This is a genomic window from Slackia equolifaciens, from assembly GCF_003725995.1.
Lineage (GTDB): Bacteria > Actinomycetota > Coriobacteriia > Coriobacteriales > Eggerthellaceae > Slackia > Slackia equolifaciens.
The window spans coordinates 83273-106265 of sequence record NZ_QIBX01000006.1 but is presented as its reverse complement, the minus strand read 5'-3'; the positions used below and the strand labels follow the sequence as shown (position 1 = coordinate 106265).

The window sequence follows — 22993 nt, the reverse complement described above, 5'->3', positions numbered from 1 at the left end:
AGCTAAGCCTGCATGCACGAACTACGCACCAGAACTAGGCACCTGCTTCGTGCGATAAGCTTCCAATTTCGGACAATCTCGCACCACTCGACCGGAAAACAAGCTGTATTCAGCATCAGAAAAAAATGCGGCCGACCCCGCAAAACGGGATCGGCCACCACAATTAGCGAAAACCCAAGGGAGGGAAAGGCTTTCGCTTTCGTATGCAACAAAGCTGCCACCGCCTGGAGGGGCTGAACGATAGCAGTACCTTACTGCCTCAACTAAATCGCAAATGCGTCTAGATATCCAAACTGGGAATTTCCTCTTCGGCATTACCGCCAGCAGCGTTAATACCGGCAATGCGCCCAAAGGTCACGCAGCGGCCATGGCCAATTCCAGGAACGTACGTGGGGTAATCACCGGCGCCGAAAAATTCGCCTGCGGCAGAACCGCAAACATATAGACCTTCGATAGGATGGTCTTCGGCGTCAAGCACCTGAGCTTCGGTGTTGGTGCGCAGACCGCCGCACATGGTAAGCATGCTTGCAACAAGTTTACCAGCGTAGAACGGGGGGTCCTGGACTTTGCCCATGACCTCAGGACGCTTGCCGAAATCAAGATCCTTGCCCAAGTCGCACAGCTCGTTGTAACGATCGACCGTAGCGACCAGATTCTCCGCGGGAACGCCCATCTTTTCAGCAAGCTCTTCAAGCGAATCGGCAGTCACGGTAAGGCCGTCCGCGATTTCGCCTTCCAGTACCTTCTTCTGAGCTTCAAGATTGTACTCGCCACCCACGGGCTGGGTCAGCTGACCCCACTGCAAACCGCCGCCCAGACCGGCATCAATCTGCTCTTTAACCTGCTCGAGACCGTGAGAATCATAAATAGTCCATGCGTCTTTGTGGGTCTGCAGCGCCTTGGTCACGCTCTTAGACTGAGTGTTGACATCCTCGTTCTTGAAACGCTTGCCCTCCCAGTTGACATGCAGGAAGCCGTAGCTCGCCGCACCGAAATCGAGGTGCATAACGGCCGCATAAGGCTCGGATTTTTGCATAGCGCCGCCGATCCAAATGGCCTGTTTGTGCATGTCACCTGTATCGCAATCAGGCGGATTGTAGTAACGACCGTCCATAGCGTACACGGTCATGGGCGCATAGTACTGGAACATCTCGTTGTCGGCCGCGAAGTCGCCCGACGCGATAATGACAGACTTTGCATTAATCTGAACGTAATTACCGTCGGGATCGGTCACGATAGCGCCAGTAACGGGACCACCGTCTTCTCGAATCAATTGCTCGCTCTTGGTGCTCCAGCGAATCTCTCCGCCGTTTTCCGCAATCAGCTCATACAGCGCAGGAACCAGAACCGCATTGCCGTACACGTCGCCTACGCCAGACCCCTGGTAGAAAGTGAAGTTTACCGTCTCCTCATACTTATCTGCGAGGTAGAAAATGTGAGTAACGGGATACTCGGTGTAATCCGGCCCTTTGTAATATCCGTCCCACAAAAGAGCTTCGAGGTTCTTATCGCCGGTCACCAGGTCATACAGCCAGTCAAAGCAGGCGCCGCTCTTGCGTGCAAACTCCCACAGCAGAGGCTCTTTAACGCGGCCCTGTGCCCAATTAATCCAGCGACGCACTACGTGGTTGTAATCGGGCTCTTCAACCAGACCTTGTTCAGCGAGCTTTTGCTGGACCTTTGTGTGAAAGCCAGCGACATGCACACCACGCGCCACAACACATTCAGGATTCTTGTCGATGGTGATTACCTTGGCGCCCTTCTCCAACGCTGAGAGCGAGGCACAGCAACCAGCCAAGCCGGCGCCGATGACCAGAACGTCACATTCTTCAATGCTCGTAATCTGGTCAGAAGCAATGGGCTCTGGTGCTATTTCCCAGCTATGCATACCAGCGACATCGGGACCCGCAGAAGCTCCGCTCTCTGCAACAGGCATTCCGCCCTGAGAGCTGTCACCTGCAACGCTGGCCGCTGAATCGTCAACGGCCTTAGGCGCACAGCCTACGAGCCCGGCAGCAGTGGCGCCCGCAAGCGCAACACCTCCCACGCCGAGGAACGAACGACGGGAAATCCCCTTGTTGTTCTCCATGGTTACCCTCCTCATTGATGGCACAGAACCGAACGTCCCATTTTGTTGGGGTGATCGGATTCCACGCAGCCACTCGCTGCGCTCTTTGAACCCTACAGGTCGTTGCGAATGTTTTCTATCCCGTTGAGAGGGTTAAACACGCTGATGACGCATCTTTCCCCCCACCAGGGGGATGCCCTCGAAGCATTCACTTCACATCCATTCTTTCCTCGGATATATAATGAAAAGAGGGGAAGGCGGCAAAAAGCTCACGTATGTACCACTGCAATTGCCGCCTTGAGGAGGGACACGATGCATCGCACGCAAAGCGCTTGGCGCACGTCTGACGTGCTTGGCTTTTCGGCTCATTGGACATGGATCTGGTGCGTGTTTTGGAGCTCGCTTTTCTATCAGGAGGGTGAGCGGGCAAGTATCGCCAAGGCCGCAAAGCTGCTTTCCATAACAGAAGTGCCCTCTCTCGAACCTTTATGGCTCTTCTCGCTTTTAGCAAACGTCGTCACCATCGCGCTTCTTTTGCTCGTTGTCCGCACGCGAAATCCCCTCGCAAACATTCAATTTCTCGCTCAAATTGCAGGCGCCCTTTCGACACTGGGGACGCTTGCGCTGTCTCATATGTCCGCATTAGCCCCTGACGAACTTTTCGTAACCCTATACGTGCTGGGAGCAATCGCCACAGGCGTAGGCAGCGGCATCATCGTTGTCCTATGGAGCGAATCTATCTCATCGATGGGACCGCGTCGAATAATTCAATGCAGCGTCATGGCTTCAATCATCGGAGCAGGTGCCTACTTTATTATTCTCCAATTGCCCGTTCCAATCGCCCAGACCGTCGTTGCCATTCTTCCCTGTCTGAGCGTAGTATTCCTCATGCACTTTAGCCGCGATTTGCCCACACTCCCCGCCCACAACCGAAACATTCACGTGAAAACACTCCCCCCGTGGGGCATGATAGCCGTGGCAGCGTTTTTTGGTTTCTCGTTCGGCATCATGAAAGGAGCGATGGCGCCCATCGAGAATGATTGGATTGTTATTCGAGATTTATTAAATATTGCAGCAATTGTGGCTGGATCCATTGCGATTTATCTAACCATAAGCGTATATAAAATGGATTTTGACCACCTGACCTACCAGGTGGCACTTCCCCTGATGGCTGCAGGCTTCTTATTTCTATCGTTGCATGAACCCCTCAACGTCATAGGCACAGCGGTTCATCAATTGGGATATCAATACTTCTACATTGTCCTTTGGGCGTTGTGGCCAGTTTTGTCAGCCCGGAGCGCTACGCCTTCGGGATGGATGGCGTGCTGGGGCATGCTCGCCATCCAAGTGGGCCAGCTCTTTGGGTCAGTTATAGCTGTAGAAGCGGCAGCATTTTTTCAAGAAGAATCGAATATGGCGATGATGTCTGCACTACTCATATTTTGTATTCTCCTTGTTGCCCTTTTTGTATTGGGTCGTGGGTCTGCGGTTACGGGATGGGGGTCGATACGGCCTATAGACGAAAACGAGGAATCGCCCGTGGAGTCCGCCGTCATGAGAATCGCACAGCGCTGCCACCTTTCACCACGCGAAACAGAAGTGCTTTCGCTCTTGGCAAAGGGGCGCAATCGAGCCTATATACGCGAAGAGCTCACCATCGGAGACGAAACGGTAAAAAGCCATATCAAGAACATCTACCGCAAACTTGACGTTCATTCGCAACAACAGCTCATCGATCTTATTGAGGAAGAGGAAGGCTTGCAGACCACTGCGATGGAAATACCCAAAACGCTTGGCCACCACCCCGAACAAGCGGTGTAGCTTCGTCTAACGCACACGCTCTTTATCTATGAGCGCCATTACGTCAGCGCGGGAGTGCACGTCAAGCTTTTGATAGATGCTCTTGACGTGGAACTTCACGGTGTTTTCCGACACCACAAGCTCTTTAGCAATAGCGGAGACGGTGTGACCACGCCCTAGATACAGAAAAATCTCGCGTTCGCGAGGCGTCAGGTGCGCCCGTTCGCCTATGGCATCGCAGCATTCACGCATCACATCAAGCGCCGAGCGTCCACTCCCCTCGGTTTCCGCAGCCTCAACGTCCGACGCTTCATTTTCCCTTGCGGCTACAGCCATCGCGCCCCGGGCGTCCGACCGATTCGCCGCATCGCCCGCATGCTCGGCCGACTTGCCTTTGAAGCTTCGATCCTTGAACAAAAACATCGACACCATAGCCACCGCGTAGATGGACACTAGTGCCACAGCAGTTACCGTCACATCGCCCGGAGCAAGCGTCTTGCGCCCCACAAATCCAACGACGGCACCCACCATCTGCGCAATCACGATGCAGCCAGATCCGAGCGAAAACAACAGAGCGCTCGGCAGACGCAGCTCTCGAGCATTGTCGGCCAACATGCACCACAAAATAATACCCGCCACAAGGTAGCCCAACTGTGCACATGCGTTGGCCAGCCCACCGCCGTTTGTCCAGATAACAGGCAACAGTAAAAAACCCATAGCCGAAAGCGGCAATGCCACCTTGTATACCGAGGCCAAAGCGATGGGACGTTTCACCACTAGCGCCGGCACCAAAAGCGCGGCCATCACAACAAACTGCGTGATAAGCGACGTACCCTGGAACACATCCAACGGAATGGGGTGCCACAACGCCACCTGCAGCATGAATCCACTCATAAACGCCAGCACGCATGTGCCCAACACCGGACGCCACAACCGCGCGCTCGCCTCACGCACGGCGTCGCGAGTGATGCATTCCGTAGTTGCCGGGCGCATATCGATACAGGGTTTAGCAAGCGCCATCGAGGTGAAAAACACCACGCAGCATAAAGGCACGTATGTCGCAGAAGGGAGCAACGTGATAATGAAATATACCGGTAAGCTTGTGAGATTGGAGAACACCACATATAAATACGCCGCACGTATTCCTAGCATGCTCACAAAGCGCGCCCACACCAGACCGCCCACCGCTGCAGCAGCACCCAGCAATGCCCCCGACAAGCCCAGCCAGGGAAGCGTCGTGACCGCAGGAACATCAAGCACAAATTGCAGCAGCATCCCCATGACCAAAAAACCCGCCAGCCCCAATACGGAAGCCACAGCGATGAATCCCACCGGCCCTAAGCCGGGATGGCGCACCGACACCAATGCCGCGCCCACAAACGCCGCAAGACGCCCCGCCAGAGTCACAATGATAAACAGCGATATCGCCTGAGCACCCAGATCGCCGCCTGACGACAGCACCGTAGACGATTCAAACGCCATATAGCCGAATGCAAGATAAAGGGCGTAGCCGCCCAGAAAGCAGAAGTCGATCGGCCTGAGGCCTTCGACGTATTGCCTGATGCGATTCATTTCCCTCCCCTTTAAAACCCCTGACCAGCATAACACACACCCTTCTCAAAGACCCCTACCCGCTACGGGTAGGAATGTCGACGGCAAAAACCACCCGGCTCAAGGTGGCGCAAATATGAGCGCCGCAGAGTATGGTTTGCCTCGTTGGGGCGCCTCGCACATGCAGAGCGAAGCAGAGATTACCCCAGCACGCGGGATACGCCCGCACCGCCCCGCGCAATACGGGGAACCACAAGAGAGGAGAGGGAAATGACCAAACAAGACCTCAGCCGCCGCGCATTCTTGGGCCTTGGAGCCGCCGCAGCCGCCGTAGCCGGCGCCGGCTTGGCGGGATGCGCTCCCGCCGGTAAAGCCGATTCCGCAGAAGGAGCCACCAGCGGCAGTGGTGCCACAACGACCGGTGGAGATCCGCTGACCTTCCAGCCCTCCTTCATGACCGCCCCCGAGGTTCCCGCCGAGGTGGCCGAAGAGAAGGACTGCGATGTTGTAATCGTGGGCTACGGCCTAGCTGGCTCCGCCGCCGCCAAGGCAGCTGCCGAAGAGGGCGCCAAGGTCATCGTTATTGAGAAGCAGGACGAGAGCAACTTCACCGTAGTTTCCATGGCCGGCGACTTCGGCGTTGTGGGTTCCCAGATTCAGAAAGACTTGGGCATCGAATGGGCTCCGAAAGAGGACATCATCAACGAGCTCATGAAAGACATGGCTTATCGTCCCGATCCTGAGTTCTTGGGATACTGGTATGACCACTCAGGCGAGGACTTCGACTGGTTCATCGAGGGCGCCGATTATGAAGTGCTGCCCACCACCGCGGCCAATCAGAAGACCGACAAGCCCAACTACATCCGCCCCAAATGCTTCCCGCCACTTGAGGGCTACGACTGGCACGAGGAATACTACCCCTACTTCCACGGCACCATCACCACGAATCCCAACATGCAATGGGCATGTCAGGCCGCTCAGCAGGCTGCGATCGACACCGGTAACGTAGAAATCATGTTTGCTACCTGGGGCGAACAGCTCATCAAGGGCGACGATGGCGCCATCAGCGGCATCTATGTGCATGACATGGATGGCAAATACACCAAAATCAACTGCAAATCCGTGGTTGTGACCACCGGCGACTACGGAAACAACATGGAGATGCGTCAGTACTACATCCCCTGGGCTAATGAGTTCACCAGCTTCTACGGTACGATGGATGCTGCTGGAAACATCGGCAACACCGGCGATGGCCACCTGATGTGCATGTGGGCAGGCGCCAAGATGGAGCTTGGCCCGCACGCCCCTATGACGCACCACATGGGCGGTGCGCTGGGCGTCGACTCCTACCTGCAGCTGAACCTGCGCGGTGAGCGCTTCATGAACGAAGACGTGCCTGGCCAGAATATTGCTGATCAGTTGACTCGCCAGCCCGTCTCCGACAACGAAGAGGATCGCGCAGCTGGCGTGAAGTCGTGGCAGATCTTCGATTCCAAGTGGCCTGAGCAGATTAAGGACATGCCCGATGGCCATGGCTATGTGAATCACTACATCCCTGCCGACGAAGTTGACAAATATCCCACTGTGCTCGCTGGCTTTGGTTTGGGCTACACCACCGACGAGATGGTGGAGCAGGCCGTCACCGTCAAGGCCGACACCATTGACGATCTGATTGCCCAGATGGGTCTTCCCGCCGAGGCAGCAAAGGCGTCCATCGAACGCTACAACGAGCTGTGCCACAAGGGCGTAGACGAGGACTTCGGCAAAATGCCCAAGCGCATGTTCCCCGTGGAGAACCCGCCGTTCTATGCGTGCCAGTTCGCTAGCGCCGGCATGCTGGTTTTGGTGGGCGGCATCGACTGCGATATCAACATGCACGCGCTCGACAACAACGACAAGGTGATTCCCGGCCTCTACGTTGCCGGCAACACCATGGGCCGCAGGTTCTTGGTTGAATACCCCGTTGTGGTGGCGGGCATCAGCCTGGGCACCGCTATGAGCTTCGGCCGCTTGGCCGGCACGAACGCCGCCAAGGGCATCTAAGGGATTCCGGGGCGCACCGAGCGTTTTGTTCGGTGTGCCCCGGGCCGCCGGACCTGCGCGCGATGCTCGGCATGCTGCCCACCCGACGCGCAGATACTCCTTATCGAAGCCCCCTCTCAAGCCCGCTCGGTTCCCTCCCCCGAGCGGGCTTTTTGCATGCATCGAAAAACAAGCGCAAAAAGGGCGCGCCCGCCTTGAGCACGCCCTAGAGAATGTGCTATGCAGCGCGCCGAATGCGCAATTCGGCGGACGTTTCTAAAACACCGGAATGACTCCGACAATCGTGAGCGGTATGCTCGCTGCGCCCAGCAACGCGATGACGGCGCAGGCCACCTTCTCGCCCTTGGTGAGGCCCGCAGCGCCGCCCTCTTTGCGCGCCTTCAGGTAGAAATAGAACCCGGGGATGTAGCCCAAGCACGAAAGCAGCATCCACGTCCAGCCGGAAAGCAGCACGCTCGCCACCTGGAACGTCAGCGCGGCGGCCCCAAAGATGATGCTTTTGGCGCTCCCGTTTTTGATGCCCAGCTTGATCTGGTATGCGGCCGCAAGCGACCAGCTGGTGATGATGGTCACGGTGCACATGCTAATGGCAAACGTGTAGGCGTCGGCGGCGAAGTGGGCAACCACCAGCACAACCTGGGCGCATGCGCTCACAATGATCAACGCCATGCGCGGGGCGCCCTTCTTGTTCATCTTGTTCCAACTGGCCGGCAGCAAGTGGTCGCGCGACATGCCAGAGGACGTTTCGGCGGGAAGCATGGTGAACGACAGCCAGCACCCAAGCACCGCGACAATGATGGAAACGTTCAAAAATGTCCCGCCCCAGCCGGGCGCCATGTATTCGAACACGGTGGTGGTGGCGGGGCTCGGCGCCGCGATCAGCGCCTCGTAGGGCATTACGCCGTAGGGCAAAATGGACGCCCCAATGTAGAGCACCAGCAGCACCACCAAGCCGATGATGGTCGCGCGGCCCACGTCGCTTTTCTTGTTGGCGCGCGCGCTCATCACGCTCGCCCCCTCGATGCCTATGAACATCCACATCATGATGAGGATGCAGTTGATGACCTGCTGCGGGACATCGCCCAGGCTCACGCCGTTTTGCGCGATGACGGCCGCATTGCGCTCGAGCGTGCCCCAAAAGTCGGCAGTGAACACGCCGGCGTTGAAGCAGATGGCGGCGAACGCGATGAAGATGAAAATCGCCGCGATCTTAACCACCATGACGACGGAGTTCAGCAGCGCGGCGCTTTCAACGCCGTTGATGACCAGAAACGTGATGGCCCACAAAAACACCGAGACCGCCGCTATAGCGACCATATTGGGGCTGCCCGCCACGCCCGTGCTGAACACGCCGGGGATGGCGCCCGCCAGCACCTGGGCGATCATCGTGGCGAACCCCACGTTGCCAAGCCAGGCCGAAAGCCAATAGCCCCAGCCCGAGAGGAAGCCCGCAAAGGGGCCAAAGCCCTCCGAGGCGAACTCGTACAGCCCTTCGACATCGGGGCGCTTTGCGCCCAAATCGGCCAAAGAGAGAGCCAGGAATAAAAAGCCCAAGCCCACAACCACCCAGGCGATGAGCGCAGGTCCCGGTGCGGCAACGTTGGCAAGCTGTCCGGTGGTGGCAAATACGCCAGAGCCAATGCAGGAGCTCACTACAAACCCGATGAGCGCAAAAAGGCCCAAGCCATTCTTGTTTTCAGACATGATCCCCTCCTCGGGGTTAAACGCTTTGGAAGCTTCGAAAAAGGGCGGCCCGCCCGTATGCGAGGCCGCCCCCTGAGGTGCGTATGCGGTTGCAAAAGGCCGGAGGTCTGAGCGCTTTTACAACCGCCGCCGCAAGGCAACGAGAGCGCTTCGTTAAACCAGCAGTTCGCGCCAGGCCGGCATGCTCATGCAGCGCGGGCCGCCGCGGCCGCGAGAAAGCTCTGCACTGGGAATGACAACCAGGTCAAGGCCCTCTTTGTACAGATAGTCGTTGGTAACGTTGTTGCGCGCATACACCACGATCTTGCCGGGCTCAATGCACAGCGTGTTGGAACCGTCGTTCCACTGCTCGCGCTCGGCGGCAATACGGTCGCCCGCTCCGCACTGCAAGAGTTTCACCGAATGACCCATGTACTTCGCCAGGATACTTTCCAAATCGGAATCCATCTCCTTGATGCGAATGTCGCCCTTGCCATCGGGGGTGATCTCAAAGACGGTCAGCGGACCCAAGATGCCAGGGTGAATGGTGAACTTGTCGTAATCGACCTGCGTGAACACGGTGTCCAGATGCATGAACGCACGGCTTTTGGGAATATCGAACGCCAGAACGGTGTCGATGGTGGACGTCTCGTCGTTGAAGAGACTCTTCGCAATGGCATCGATGGCATCGGGCTGCGTGCGCTGCGAGATTCCAATGGCTAGCACGTGGTCGTTGATATTGAGGATATCGCCGCCCTCGATACGGAACGAAGAATCGCGGGTGTAGTAGCGCGGCGTGCCGGCAAAATCGGGGTGATACTTGAAAATATAGTCGCCGTAGATGGTTTCGCGGCGGCGCGTGACGCTATACATGCGATTCACCGAAACGCCGTTGCCGATCATGGCAAATGGGTCACGCGTGAAATACAGGTTAGGCATGGGGTCCACGATCATCTCGGTGGGACCGGATACCAGATCAACCAGCATATTGGAGCGGTCAATCTCAAATTCGGAAAGCGCCATGCCCTCCATAGTCTTATCGACCAGCGCCTGCGCATCGGCATAGTGCGAATCGAGGTACTCTTTGCACAGGCCGCGCCAGTACGGCGTATGGATGTCGGCTTCATCCAACCATTGGTCGATGAACTGCTCGCGCACCTGGCGATTGTCGCGAATCACATCGGCCATCAAGCGCTCGAGATAAAGAACCTCCACGCCGTTGTCGCGAAGCTTTTGCGCGAAGGCATCGTGCTCCTGCTGCGCCACTTCCAAATACGGAATATCATCGAACAGCAGACGCTCAAGAGAATCAGGGGTAAGGTTGAGCAGCTCGCGCCCAGGGCGGTGCAAAATCACCTTGCGCAGTTTGCCAATCTCGCTTTTGACTTGTACTCCGGCCATCGTTTCGCCCTCCTTCATTGGGGTTGCTAGGATCCTGTGCCGAACGTGTTTCCGATGCATCACGCATCGTCTTGCTGCCACGCACTTTGATCCCCAGCATCAAAACAACCAAGTCAAAAGCAGGTCTTACATTTGAAGGAAATTGCGGCTATCGTTGCGCCAAGAGGGTATAGGACCTGCATAAACCGCAGGTCAAAAAGATATTGTATAAAATCTTTACCAAAAAATGCAGAGTGGGGAGCCGCGCAAGCCCTACCCTTTCCAAAACTGCTGCACCAGCTCTTTGCGATTGGCGCAGCCTGTTTTCTTGAGGATATTGCTCATGTGCACCTTCACCGTGCTCAATGAGATGCCCAGCTGACTTGCAATGTTCTGGTTGTCTTTGCCGTGCACCACCAGGCCCACAATCTCGCTCTCGCGAGCGGTGAGGCCGAAGCGCTGCGCGAAGGCCGGCAGCCCCCGCTGAAATGCGCGCTCGGCCGATTCGTCATCCTCCGCAACGTCCATCCCACTGTTATAACGCAGACGCAGATACACGACCGACGAGCGAATTGCCGCAACCGCGAACATGACGAGCATCATGTTCTCGCAGAAATTGCGATCGGGATGGGTCCAGAGCACACCGGGAACGTCGGACGCGCCGAGCAGCATGAAGTAGGCATCCTCGGCGATGCTGAGCGTGGTAAGCACCAGCGCCGCAAGCCACATATAGCGAAACTTCCACAGGCGCGAGCGCAAAGGCCCATCTCCCTGCTGCACGAATTTGGCCAAGAGCACAACCAGAAGCGCGTAAAAGAACAGCGCCCGCTGGAGGTAGAACGCGAAACTGTCAAACGGCGTGTCGGCAAAAGCCACAAGCACAACCGCGCTCGCCACCACCCAGGCCACAGGCAGCCCAAGACGCATGAGCGGGCTTTTGGCGTTCAAGAAATAACAGATTGCCTGCACCATCATCAAAAACGTGCCAAACCCGGTGATCAGGCTTAAGGGGTTGCCCATGTCGGAGCTGTACTCCTGGCCCATACCAAAGTTGAAATCATTGAGGAACACCAACGTAATATCAAAGAAGTAGAACAAAAATGCCGCGCCCACATACAAAAACGCCCGGTTGCGCGACACCAGATATGTAGACACGCACGACGAAGCAGCGGTCAAGATAATCAGCATCACAGCCAGAGTGTAATAAAACAGCAGCGTTCCCATTGCTCACCTTTCGGCAGTACGAAAAACGCCGAGACCCGCTTGCTGTGGGTCTCGGCGCACGGTTAACGCAAGACGGACTATTCTATTTTAGCCCTACGTCCTCGGCATCGGCGTCGATGGCTTCCTCGAAGTACTCGCGCACCGGCTCGGGGCCGACGTGTTTGAGGTCGTCTTCGCCCACGTGCCAGCACTGCGTGGCGGGCAGCCCCGGAATATTCTCGGCCACGAACACGGGATTCTTGCCGACCTTGCGCTGGCGCGTGTAGTCATCCAGCGCCTTGAACGCCCATTTGCCCAGCAGGAAGATGGCAACCAGGTTCACCATCGCCATGAAAGCCATGGTAATGTCGGCGAAGTTCCAGGCAAGCGTGAAGTTGTTCAGGCAGCCCACCATGATGGCGGCGAGGCAGGTGAAACGGAACACGGTGAGCACGGTCTTGCTCTTGGTGATGAAGCGAATGTTTCCCTCGGCGTAGAAGTAGTTGCCGATCAGGCTAGAGAACGCGAAGCAGAAGATGGCAAACGTCACCACGTGGATACCCAGCTCGCCCACCGAGGAGTTGATGGCCATCTGCACCAGCGGCATGCCGTTGAGGTCGCCAAACGTGCCGCCCTGCTTCACGAAGAAAATAAGCACGATGAACGCGGAGCACGTGCACACGAGCATGGTGTCCAGATACACCGAAAGCGTCTGCACCAGGCCCTGCTTGCACGGGTGCGACACGCTCGCGGTTGCGGCGGCGTTAGGGGCGGAACCCATACCGGCCTCGTTGGAGAACAGACCGCGCTTGAGACCCAGCACCACTACCGAGCCAGCAAAGCCGCCGAAGATGGACTGGAAATCGAACGCGCTCTGGAAGATGTAGCCGAACGCCTCGGGCAGCAGGTTGATATTGGCGATGGTAATGCCAATGCCCAGCGCCAGATACGCCACGGCCATGATGGGCACCAGAATGGACGAGATGATGCTGATGCGCTTCGATCCGCCGAAAATAACGAACGCGGTCATCACCATGAGCACGATGCCCAACGCCACGGCGGTGCCGTTGGTGGCGTAATCGGGAATGTAGTATTCCAGCGCGCTCGCCATGTTGTACGCCTGCAAGCCGTTGAAACCGTAGGCATAGCAGATGATCAGCAACACGGCGAACACGATGCCCAGCCAGCGCTGACCCAGCGCCTGCTGGATGTAGTAAGCGGGGCCGCCGCGGAATTCGCCCTCTTTGCCGCGCACCTTCCAAATCTGCGCGAGCGTAGATTCCACGAAAGCCGAAGCCGCGCCCAAAAGGGCCATGAGCCACATCCAAAAGATGGCGCCCGGGCCGCCCGTTGCCACCGCTGTCGCGATGCCGGCAATGTTGCCCGTACCCACGCGCGATGCGGTGGACACCATCATCGCCTGGAACGACGAAATGGATTTCTCGCCCTCAACGTGGCGCTTCTCAGTCAGCTGGGTGAACATATCCTTGATGTAGCGAATCTGCACGAAACGCGTGCGCACCGTGAAATACACGGCACAGAACACCAGCAGGATTACCAGGATATAGGTGTAGAGAAAGTCGTCGAACTGCGTGGTGACATCGATCAGCCAGGCATTCATCTCTGCGCTCATCCAGGCCCCCTTTCCCGTGACATGCGCCGCAACGAGCCTGAACGGGCAGATCCTTTTGAATGAGGAAGAACGGCGCGATTGAAATACGATGCGCCGATTCTACCAGATGGAAACCGCTTTCTCCATAATGACCCGACGTCGAAGGCCGCGCAAAAAGCAAAGAGGCGCCCCGAGGGCACCTCTTGTTTACCTTTAGATTAACTGCCGGGCGCAATCAACGAAACGCGCTATTCCTCCTCTTGCTCCTCGACGGTCACCCAGAACTCCACCTGCCCAATGCGGCGGGCGTCCATCGAACGCACGATGAAGCGCACGGTGGTGGCGCCGTTGACGTACTCGGTCTTATCGCCCGCCTCGGGAATTCGATCGAACTCGTCGAGCAGCAGACCGCCCAACGTGTCGTACTCGGGGAAATCGTCGTCGTTCAGGCCCAGTTCATCAGCAAAATCGTCAATGGGGCACGCGCCGCTCGACAGATAATGCCCCTCGGCAACCTTCACCAAATCGTCGTTGCCGGCGCCATGGGAGTACTCGTCGTCGTAATCGCCCACGATCTCCTCGAACACGTCGCCCATAGTCACCAGGCCGCTCGTGCCGCCGTGCTCGTCCACCACGATAGCGATCTTGGTGTGCTCTTTTTTAAGCAGGCCCAAAAGCTTGGAAACCGTCAGGCCCTCAGGCACGGCGAACATGCGGCGAATGCGCAAGCAGTCCATGCCGGCATCGGCGGGCAGGTTGTACAGGTCCTTGATATGGACGAAGCCGATGATATCGTCCTTATCCTTGCGGCACACCGGGTAGCGCGTGAACTTGTGCTCGTCCACGATGCGCAGGTTCTCCTCCAACGAGTCCTCCATGCTCAGGCACACCATGTCAGGACGCGGGGTCATAATAGACTCGACATCCTTGTCGGCGATGTCGAAGATGTTATCCACGAATTCGTTCTGCTCGGAATCAATCAGACCGCTCTCGGTAGACTCATCGATGAGCAGGCGAATCTCTTCCTCGGTGTACACCTCGTGCTCGTTGGCAGGGTCATGGCCCAAGAGCTTCACCACACCATTGGTGATGGAGTTGAACAGCCACATGATGGGGTAGGTGATGCGGTAGAACCACATGAGCGGCGTGGCGGTGCGCAGAGCATACCTTTCGGTCGAGAAAATGGCCAACGACTTAGGAATGAGTTCGCCCACAACAACATGCAGCGTGGTCATGATAAAGTAGCCGATCGCAACACAGATGGCGGTTACAGCGGCAGCAGGCAGATGCAACGCCTCAAAGATTGGATGGAACAGCGCCGAAATGGCGGGCTCGCCCAACCAACCCAACGCCAGCGACGCCAGCGTGATGCCCAGCTGGCAGGCCGAAAGGTACGCGTTGATGTTGTCGGCAATGACCTTGGCGTTTTTGGCGCCGGGCTTTCCCTCCTCTACGGCCATATCGATCTGCGACCTGCGAACGCGCACCAGCGAGAACTCCGCTACCACGAAAAACGCATTCATCAGAAGGAACACTACGACAAGAATCAAGCTTATGCCAATGGGCATGGGTGAGACGTACTCCTTTCGGTCGACTATACTGGGGTCTCAAACCCGACCGCGCGGTTTTCCGTCCTGCCTTGCGGCTTAATCGCGCGAAGCATCCCGCTTCACGGCAACAGTGCCGACGGCGGCCCCAGGTTGGAATCCGGATGCGGACTACGCCGGCGCATCCTCGGAGGCCACGCTTTGCGCGCGCGGTCAATATAATCTGCCATGATACAGGAACAAGCCTTGTGCATATGCGGCAAACGCCCTTTTGGAGCAATCTGTTGACAAATGTTATCAATAGGCCCGACACGTGCAGCGGCTCCACATCGCCGTGGCAGCGCGGCGGACGCAGCGGACGACAGGACTACGTTAGTACGGCTCGTCCAGCGGGGCGTGAGCCTGCACGTCAAGCGAGAGGTCGGCGAACTTGCCCTGAGCAAAGCGGTCCCGTGCCACTTCGGCAATCATGGCCGCTTGATCGCCGCAGGCCGAAAGCGGCGGCATGGTCAAACGCACGCCGATCTTCTTGCACATGCGCTCGTAAGCCGCACGCAGCTCGGGATTGGCCGCCACGCCACCGCCCAGACAGAACTCTTTGGCACCCGTTTCGAGCAACGCAGTCTTAGCCTTGGCAACCTGCACATCCACCACGGCAGCCGTGAAGCTGGCAGCGATGTCGGGCATGTTGGGCTCGCGCCCTGCCTGCTGCTCTTTTTGAATGTAGGTAGTCACGGCGGTCTTAAGCCCCGAAAGGCTGAATCGCAAATCGCCCGAGTGCATGAGCGCGCGCGGAAAATCGATAGCCTTGGGATTGCCCTGCGCCGCAAGCTTGCTGATGATGGGGCCACCGGGATAGCCCAGGCCCAACGCCTTGGCCACCTTGTCGAATGCCTCGCCCACCGCGTCGTCGATGGTGGAGCCCAGGGTTTCATAGTCGCCCCAGTCGCGCACGTGTACAAGCATGGTATGGCCGCCACTCACAAGCGACACCACCATGGGAGGCTTGATGTCGGAGCGCGCAATGCGATTGGCATAGAGATGCCCCTCGAGGTGATTCACGGCGATAAGCGGCTTATCCGCGCCCCAAGCCGCGCCTTTGGCAAAGGCAACGCCCACCACGAGCGCCCCGACCAAACCGGGGGCATAGGTGACGGCGATGGCGTCCAGGTCGCGCCAGTGAAGTTGAGGCGCCCCAAGGCTGCGCGAGGCCGCATCCAGGCATTCGTCGCACACGCCGCAGATGGCCTCGATATGCTTGCGGCTCGCGATTTCGGGCACCACGCCGCCGAAACGCGCATGGAAATCAATCTGCGACGCCACTACGTCTGAAAGAATCGTGCCGTTGCCATCGATGATAGAAGCTGCCGTCTCGTCACACGAGCTTTCGATAGCGAGGATGAGCGGGCGGGCGAAAGCGGGGGATTCCGGAGCCGAAGGCATAGTGTGTAGTGCATCCTTCAGTGGTGCCGTCAGGGTTTCAAGCGCGCCGTCAACGTCACCGCCGAACGCGTTGCCCTCCCCCATGGTTACCGCAAGGTCCCCCGCCGCAACCTCGTCTACACGCAGCGTCATGCCTGCCACGTCGTGCTGGGCGACCGGCAAGGGACCCGTCATGATAACGGCGTCTTCGCGGTCGGAATAATAATGCGGGCGCACGCCAATGCGCGCAAGCCCCAGATTCTCGTAGAACGCCTGCGCACCCTCGTTGGAAAGACGCACTTCGAGCGTCATCTCGGTAGCGCCCAAATCGCGCGCGTCGGAGGCAACAAGCCCGATGAGCTCGCGAGCGATACCGCGACGGCGATACGTCGGATCGGTGGCAATCTTCAGAATCTGCACCTGGCCGTCGACGACCCATCCGCCGCAATAGCCCACAAGCTTCTTGCCGTCGTACGCCGCCCACCAGGTGCGATCCTTGCGGGGCAGCTCGTCAGCCACAAGCGTTGCGGCCCAGGCGTCGCTTCCCATGGTCTCGCTCTCCAGGCGTGCAACATCGCGCACGTGGGCAACATCGAGCGGGCGATAGGCAAGAGCAGCAGCCGCGCCCGAAGCCTCATCCTGCACACCGGTGTGCAGGTTTTTCGGTTCCGTCTTGGCAAGGCGAATACGCTCGTTTTCCTCAGCGTCGGACAGACGCGTATACACCGGAAGCAGCGTAGCGGGATTGCCATCGCCCATACGCGGAGCAAGCATCAAGCCGCGACCGGAAACCGACCACAACGCTTCAGGAGCAAGCTCACCCAGCTCCGTAAAGATATCGGCATATTTTGTCAGAGCATCACCCAGAATGATGAGCTGCCGCGTCATCGTGCCCGCATCCGCCTCACAATCCAGCGAGGCAAGCGCATCCTCCAGCCACTCTCCTGCCGCCACGGCTTTCACCACCGTGTCGTTAGTGAGTCGACGCACACCGGATTCATCCAGGTCAAACAAGGCCGGATACACTTCCTTGCGCATGGCATCGGCAGCCACCAATACGCGCCCGCGCACCCCATCGGCCCACGCGTTCCATGCAACGGCATCCAGCGTAGACGCACCGAAAAGTGGCAGTTCGAGCGCGGACGCCGCACCTTTGGCGGTCGCCATGCAAATGCGCACGCCGGTGAAGCTGCCGGGGCCGCGTCCGCACACGATAGCGGCGATGTCGCCCTTGGAAATACCCGCAGCCTCAAGCGCCGCATCCACCTCGGACAGAAGCACAGTGTTGCTCGCACGATGGGCAGCAACTTCATGCGTGTTCACAATGTCGACCGATGCCGACTTCAACGCGTCGACATTGCGAGAAGCCACCGCCTCGCTGTCGCGCAGCTTCCCTACGCCAATGGCAACGACCTCGTTAGCCGTATCGAATGCCAGAATATATTCACGTGCGTGTTCACCCATGAACATGCCCTTTCCTGCCCTTTGCGCTCATAACCTTTCAGATTGTACGGATTTCTCCGCGCAAAGCGCACGCATTCGGCCGAAAACCAGAATCCCGGCACGAGAATGGCCGGTTGTCCCCTTCCGGCTGCCAGAGCAACAAAGCTCATGGTTTGCGATATCTACGCTCACGGAATCATGTTTTACCCGGTGAGGGCTTGCCTTTTTAGCCAAGCGGCGTCGCATACACCTCGCGCAGGACGGGGCCGGTGGACTCGTCGAACTCCACCACGTGCCAGCACTCGGCGAGTTCCGCATCAGGGAAGCGCTCCAGCACGGCATTCTCCCAGGCGACAGGGAATACCGCCGACGGAACCTCTGAATCGAATGACACACGGTCTTCAATGGGAAGGTCGCTCAGAAATGCGGCACGATTATCCATAGCGTGCCGGACCTCGTCATTCAAAGATGCAACGCGCTTGTATGCTACGTGATCGAAATGTGCATCTTGCGGCACGGAGGCTTCCATGGTCGGTTGCGCGTCACCAGGCATCTCTCGTGACAACACGTCTGCCGCAAAAGCTTTCGCCTCAGCGAGTTCGACCGCCTCCGTCCCTTCTTTACTCGACAGCCAATCACGCACACGCAACGCATCCTCGCCAAACGCTTTTACGCACTTCAGGAAATAGTCCGCCTCGTCCATCGCAAGCCACGCGTGCGAACGCGCAAAACCGTCGTCTAACAAAAAGCCGCGATTTTGCTGAAACACTTGCCCCGTATTCTTGTTGTCGAGCGAACAATAATGCACACCCATGCGCAAGCCCCGCTCTTCGGAGAAACGCAGCAAATCCAGGCATGCCGCCTCGCTGTCCGCGATGGGCAGGCCGCCCGCATACCAGTAGTTGTAAAGCACCTTGTACGGTTTGCGACGCAGCTCGAACCCGCGGCGTTTGAATTCCTGCTCGTTATGTAGCGGGAAGCACAGCTCCAGCAAATTAATGCCGCGAATGCCCAGTTCGTCGAGGCGTAAGAGCAAATCGCGCATTTCCTGCTCCTCGCCCGGCATGACGGGCATCTCCACCATCACATCGGGAATGACGCGCACGGCAGCGGCCATGCGCTTGAACAGTTCCTCCTGGTCGCCATCAGTGTCCTGCGGTTTCACACTGAAGCGCAGCTCATCGAGGCCCGCTGCGGCAAGATCGTTCAAAAACACATCATCGAGCAAGTCGCCGCTCGTGTATATGCGCACATGAACCCCGGGATACAACTCTTTCGCGCAGCGCAAGAACTCGAGCACCTCGGGCTTGTGCAAACATGGCTCGCCGCCCGTAATCGCCAGACAGTCGAACTGCGCACCCTGAGCATGCGCCTGGCGCAGCTCCTCGGCAATATCGCGCGTATGGGTGCGGAAGAACTCGTAATCCTCCTGATTGGGGTTGAAGCAGAAATAGCAATGCTTGGTGCATTTGAGCGACACGAAAAACGTTGCCGTGCGCTCGCCCTTGCGGCACGCCAGACATGCCGGCGAAATCCAACCGCGCCACAAGCTCGCATCGCCGTTCTCACAGTGAAGGGGCTGGCGCACCTCGTCATGCGATTCATCAGCGCCTTGCCCGAAGGCGTTCACCTCGCACACAAGCTCAAGACGATGCGCGCGGGGACACGACTCAGCCGCCTCAAACGGCAGCCCAAACTGCGCCACCGACTCTTCGAAATCGGCACGCACCACATCATATGTCCCGCAGTATTCCGCCCTGTTCACGCTCTCCCCCATTGCTGTCGCACGCCTAACGCGCCTCGTAACGTTTTGGCCTATTCGTTCGCCACATCCACGCGTTCAGCGAATTTGTAGCCAACGCGCCACACGGTAAGCAGATATTTCGGCTGCGAGGGATTATCCTCTATCTTCTCGCGAATCTTGCGCATGAACACCGTGATACTGTTTTCGTCCACACTGCTATCGCGCCCCCAAATGTGCTCGTAAATCTGGTTACGCGTGAATACCTGACCGGGACTCGACGCCAACAGCGCCAGGATTTCGAACTCCTTCGCGGTCAAATCAACCGGTTCGCCACGCAGGCGCACTTCGTAGCGATTGAAGAATATCTCCAGTTCACCGGTCTTGTTGCTGCCTTCGCGGCTCACTGCCTTGGCAAACGCCAGGTCCGACTTGTGGCGGCGCAGGTGCGCCTCGATGCGCAGCAGCAGTTCATCGGGGCTGAACGGCTTGACCACGTAGTCGTCACCGCCGGCCTTGAAACCGATGCTCTTATCCACGATGTCGCCCTTGGCAGAGAGGAAGATGATGGGAATGCGGCGCCCCTGCCCGCGAATCTTCGTGCACACATCGAAGCCGTTCATGCCGGGCATCATCACATCCAGAAGCAGCAGGTCAGGATGCTCACTCGCAAGCATCTTCAGGCCGCTCTCGCCGTCATAGGCGGCGCAGTATCTATATCCGGCGTCCTCGATGATGCGGCGCATGAGCACGTGAACGCCCTTGTCGTCGTCAATCAGCATGACTTTGTACGGTTCCGCCATGCGAATCACCTCTCTTCTTCGCGAGACGCCTCTGCCCCAGTTGCCTCGCATGCGTCGCACGTCGGCTCAGGCGCAGAAGCTTCACCAAATTGCGTAGTCGCCAGGTCACTGGAGGCGCCCGTAACGTTTGTCGGATCCTCCGGCAGACGCACGGTAAACGTGCTACCTTGCCCCGGCTTGCTTTGGACGGCAATCGACCCGCCGTGCATCTCGGCGTACTCCTTGGCGAGCGCAAGGCCCAACCCTGTGCCATTGTATTTGCGTGATACGGAGGAATCCACCTGCACGAACTTCTCGAATATGCGCTGCTGGTCCTTCTCGGCGATGCCGATACCCGTGTCAATCACCTTGAGTACAACCTCGTGGGCAGCGGCATCGCGCTCCACCGCCAGATGCACGCTGCCGCCTTCCGGCGTGAACTTCATCGCGTTGCCGCAAAGATTCTCAAGCACGTGGCGAATCTTTTCGAAATCCCCTTGGATAAGTGGCACATCGGGATTGATGTCGCAGGTGAACTTCACGCCGTTGCGACGCGCGAGCGGCCCCACCACCGACTGGACCAGGCCCACCACGTCGCCCATATCCACGGTCTCAAGCGCAAGTTGCGTCTTGCCGGCATCCAGGCGGCTAATCTCCAGAATGTCGTTGATCATCGCGAGCAGCACGCGACCGTTCGCCTCAATCTCGCGGCTCGCCTCCGCTTCCTTCTCATCGACCGGATTGCCCTCGCGGTTGAGCAGCTCGGCGTACGCCAGAATCGAGGTAAGCGGCGTGCGCAGCTCGTGGCTCATCATGGCAAGGAAGTTCGATTTGTATTCGTTGTCGTTGCGCAGAAGCTCGTTCGCCTCTTCCAGCTGCACGCGCTGGCGCTCAAGAACCTCATTCGCGTGAGCAAGCTGCGCGGTGCGGTCGTCCACCTGGGCCTCAAGGCCTTCGTAGAGATCGGACAGCTCATGAGCCATGTCGTTGAATTCAGCCGCGAGCGTGTTCATCTCGGCAGATGACTCGGCACCGTCGAGCCGCACGTCCAAATCGCCCGTCTGGATGCGAGACACGCCTTGGCGAATCTTACCAAGGGGCTTCGTGACCAAGTGCGAGAGCGTCAAATACACGATGAGCAGGCACGCAACCAGCACCACGATGAAAAAGACCACGTTCTGCAGCACGCTATCTTGCTCGGCGGAAACATAGAGATCCATAGGGATGACGATGCTGATGGCGCCGCCGATATCGTCGATGGCCCATCCTTCTTTGGGGTGGCCGGTGATGTCAATCTCGCCCTTGGGTTCGCCGTGGCATTCCAGGCACGTGCGCTCGATTTTCATGGGAGCAAGATAACGAAACACCTGTTGACCGTCATATTCGGTCACGGCGCAATACTCGGTGAGCGATGGATCAGCGTGGAACGCATCGAGCGCAGCAGCTTCAAAATCGTCGGGCGTATCTTCGATGTTGCGCGGATCGAAATTGACGAAACGCGTCACATAACCCGATTCATTGGTGAAAAGCTGCGCGATAGAGCGACCCGCAATGGCACAATGAAGCCCCTGATAAGAACCTGTTTCAGAGAATGACGATGCCTCGAACCTATCCTGGTTTGCGCTCATGAAATCCCACACGGCGGTCATCTGCTGAGAAAGAACCAGGCCTTTCTCACGCAACTCGTTAAGGGTCTGCTGACGTTGGGAATACGAGGTCCACAACGAACTCGCCACTAAAGACACCACAAACAGCGCCACGATAAGCACGCCAAACTTAGTCTTGAGTTTGATTTTGCCCGCGTCCATAATTCCCCCGGCTTTAATCCCCACGCCCTGCGCTTACATCTGAGACGTTTCACGCTCGCTCAACTCAGCTTGCCCTTGCCAATCGTACCGATAAGCCACACTATCACAAGGCGGCAAAATCAAAGACGTGCCCGCACGACATTCGCGCGAGCACGTCAACCTTCACTACTGCAAGGAACCCGAAATCTCGACCAACGCCGCAGCATCAGCGGCACACAGTTCGCGAGCAAGCACGGCAAAACGCGGATAGAATTCGCCAAATTTTGGCGACTCCGTATTCAGCAAACGCTCCACGAACTGAGGCAGCCATACATTCAGATGCTGCGCGAGAAACATCGTCTGTTGGGAAAGCAGCAGACGCAGCTTTGCAGAATCGCCCGCATCGTATGCCGCTTGCGAATCCTTGGCGAGTGCCTCCATGAATCCAAGCTCGGTAGCGAGGTGGTCGTCTGCCTCATGGGGATACCCCGTGGCCTGGTAGCCGGCCTTGCGGTATGCGTCGCGCACCTCAAGTGTGCTCGGTTGGAACAGCAAATCCTCGCCCGCCACATACACCGATTCCCACGGCGGGGCAGGCAGCTTGCCGGGACCGATGAACAGCCTCGTATAGTCGGATTTCAACGCTTCGAGAGCATCGGGCGCCGATGCCGTGGATACCAAGACACGCTGCTCTTGCGCTGCGCGAGACCCTTCGCCTGCAAGAATCACACACTCCTCAGTTGCCTGATCAGATGCGACAGTTGCCAGCAACGCCTCGTCGGGCTCGGCAGCAAAAGCACGCCACAGATAGGTATATACAAAGCTTCGGTTTGCCAACGCAGCGGCAATTGCGTCGTCGTGTTTCATGGTGGACCTTTCAAAGACAGGCCGCGGCGAAGGGAGGGGATTCGCCGCGGCCGTCATACAACAG

At 57.9% G+C, this 22993-nt stretch carries 14 protein-coding genes; 2 read left to right on the top strand and 12 right to left on the bottom strand.

All coding sequences use genetic code 11. From position 1 onward, the window contains the following. Window positions 1–280: 280 nt before the first annotated feature. Window positions 281–2089, bottom strand: a complete 1809-nt coding sequence (locus tag DMP06_RS05100; protein ID WP_123208661.1) for an FAD-dependent oxidoreductase — start codon at window positions 2087–2089, stop codon at window positions 281–283. 291 nt (window positions 2090–2380) lie between these two features. Between DMP06_RS05100 and DMP06_RS05095 the strand changes: the two genes are divergently transcribed. Continuing rightward, window positions 2381–3889 (top strand): helix-turn-helix transcriptional regulator, encoded by a 1509-nt coding sequence (locus DMP06_RS05095; RefSeq protein ID WP_123208660.1) that lies wholly within the window; start codon window positions 2381–2383, stop codon window positions 3887–3889. A gap of 6 nt (window positions 3890–3895) precedes the next feature. Here the strand turns inward: DMP06_RS05095 and DMP06_RS05090 are convergent, their stop codons facing one another. After that, entirely contained in the window at window positions 3896–5440 is a 1545-nt protein-coding gene (locus DMP06_RS05090) for a helix-turn-helix transcriptional regulator (protein ID WP_123208659.1), read from the bottom strand. 249 nt (window positions 5441–5689) lie between these two features. On the opposite strand from DMP06_RS05090, the gene DMP06_RS05085 reads away from it, so the two are divergent. Beyond that, window positions 5690–7462, top strand: a complete 1773-nt coding sequence (locus DMP06_RS05085) for an FAD-binding protein (RefSeq protein WP_123208658.1) — start codon at window positions 5690–5692, stop codon at window positions 7460–7462. A gap of 255 nt (window positions 7463–7717) precedes the next feature. On the opposite strand, the gene DMP06_RS05080 is transcribed toward DMP06_RS05085, so the two are convergent. The 10 genes from DMP06_RS05080 to DMP06_RS05035 all read right to left on the bottom strand — a co-directional run bounded on the left by DMP06_RS05080 (window position 7718) and on the right by DMP06_RS05035 (window position 22929). Further along, window positions 7718–9166: an amino acid permease gene (locus DMP06_RS05080; RefSeq protein ID WP_123208657.1), complete on the bottom strand. Its 1449-nt coding sequence runs from the start codon at window positions 9164–9166 to the stop codon at window positions 7718–7720. Window positions 9167–9319: 153 nt separating this feature from the next. Beyond that, complete coding sequence (gene arcA / locus DMP06_RS05075; protein ID WP_123208678.1) at window positions 9320–10546, bottom strand: arginine deiminase; 1227 nt, start codon at window positions 10544–10546, stop codon at window positions 9320–9322. Window positions 10547–10798: 252 nt separating this feature from the next. After that, a complete protein-coding gene (locus tag DMP06_RS05070) occupies window positions 10799–11749 on the bottom strand; it encodes a helix-turn-helix transcriptional regulator (protein WP_123208656.1) in 951 nt (316 codons plus the stop codon). 82 nt (window positions 11750–11831) lie between these two features. Continuing rightward, window positions 11832–13361 (bottom strand): alanine/glycine:cation symporter family protein, encoded by a 1530-nt coding sequence (locus DMP06_RS05065; protein ID WP_220092538.1) that lies wholly within the window; start codon window positions 13359–13361, stop codon window positions 11832–11834. A gap of 227 nt (window positions 13362–13588) precedes the next feature. Beyond that, a complete protein-coding gene (locus DMP06_RS05060; RefSeq protein ID WP_123208655.1) occupies window positions 13589–14908 on the bottom strand; it encodes a hemolysin family protein in 1320 nt (439 codons plus the stop codon). Between the two features lie 351 nt (window positions 14909–15259). Beyond that, window positions 15260–17773, bottom strand: coding sequence for a tRNA (adenosine(37)-N6)-threonylcarbamoyltransferase complex transferase subunit TsaD (tsaD, locus tag DMP06_RS05055; protein ID WP_123208676.1), 2514 nt, complete (start codon window positions 17771–17773; stop codon window positions 15260–15262). Between the two features lie 205 nt (window positions 17774–17978). Continuing rightward, window positions 17979–19517 (bottom strand): radical SAM protein, encoded by a 1539-nt coding sequence (locus DMP06_RS05050; protein WP_245962388.1) that lies wholly within the window; start codon window positions 19515–19517, stop codon window positions 17979–17981. A gap of 50 nt (window positions 19518–19567) precedes the next feature. Then, window positions 19568–20296 carry a response regulator transcription factor gene (locus DMP06_RS05045; protein ID WP_245962387.1) on the bottom strand — a complete coding sequence of 243 codons (729 nt, stop codon included), beginning with the start codon at window positions 20294–20296 and terminating at the stop codon, window positions 19568–19570. Between the two features lie 5 nt (window positions 20297–20301). Next, window positions 20302–22083, bottom strand: a complete 1782-nt coding sequence (locus DMP06_RS05040; RefSeq protein ID WP_123208653.1) for an ATP-binding protein — start codon at window positions 22081–22083, stop codon at window positions 20302–20304. A gap of 165 nt (window positions 22084–22248) precedes the next feature. Next, the gene (locus DMP06_RS05035) at window positions 22249–22929 is read right to left on the bottom strand and encodes a TorD/DmsD family molecular chaperone (RefSeq protein WP_123208652.1); all 681 of its coding nucleotides are present in this window, start codon (window positions 22927–22929) and stop codon (window positions 22249–22251) included. Window positions 22930–22993 lie beyond the last annotated feature (64 nt).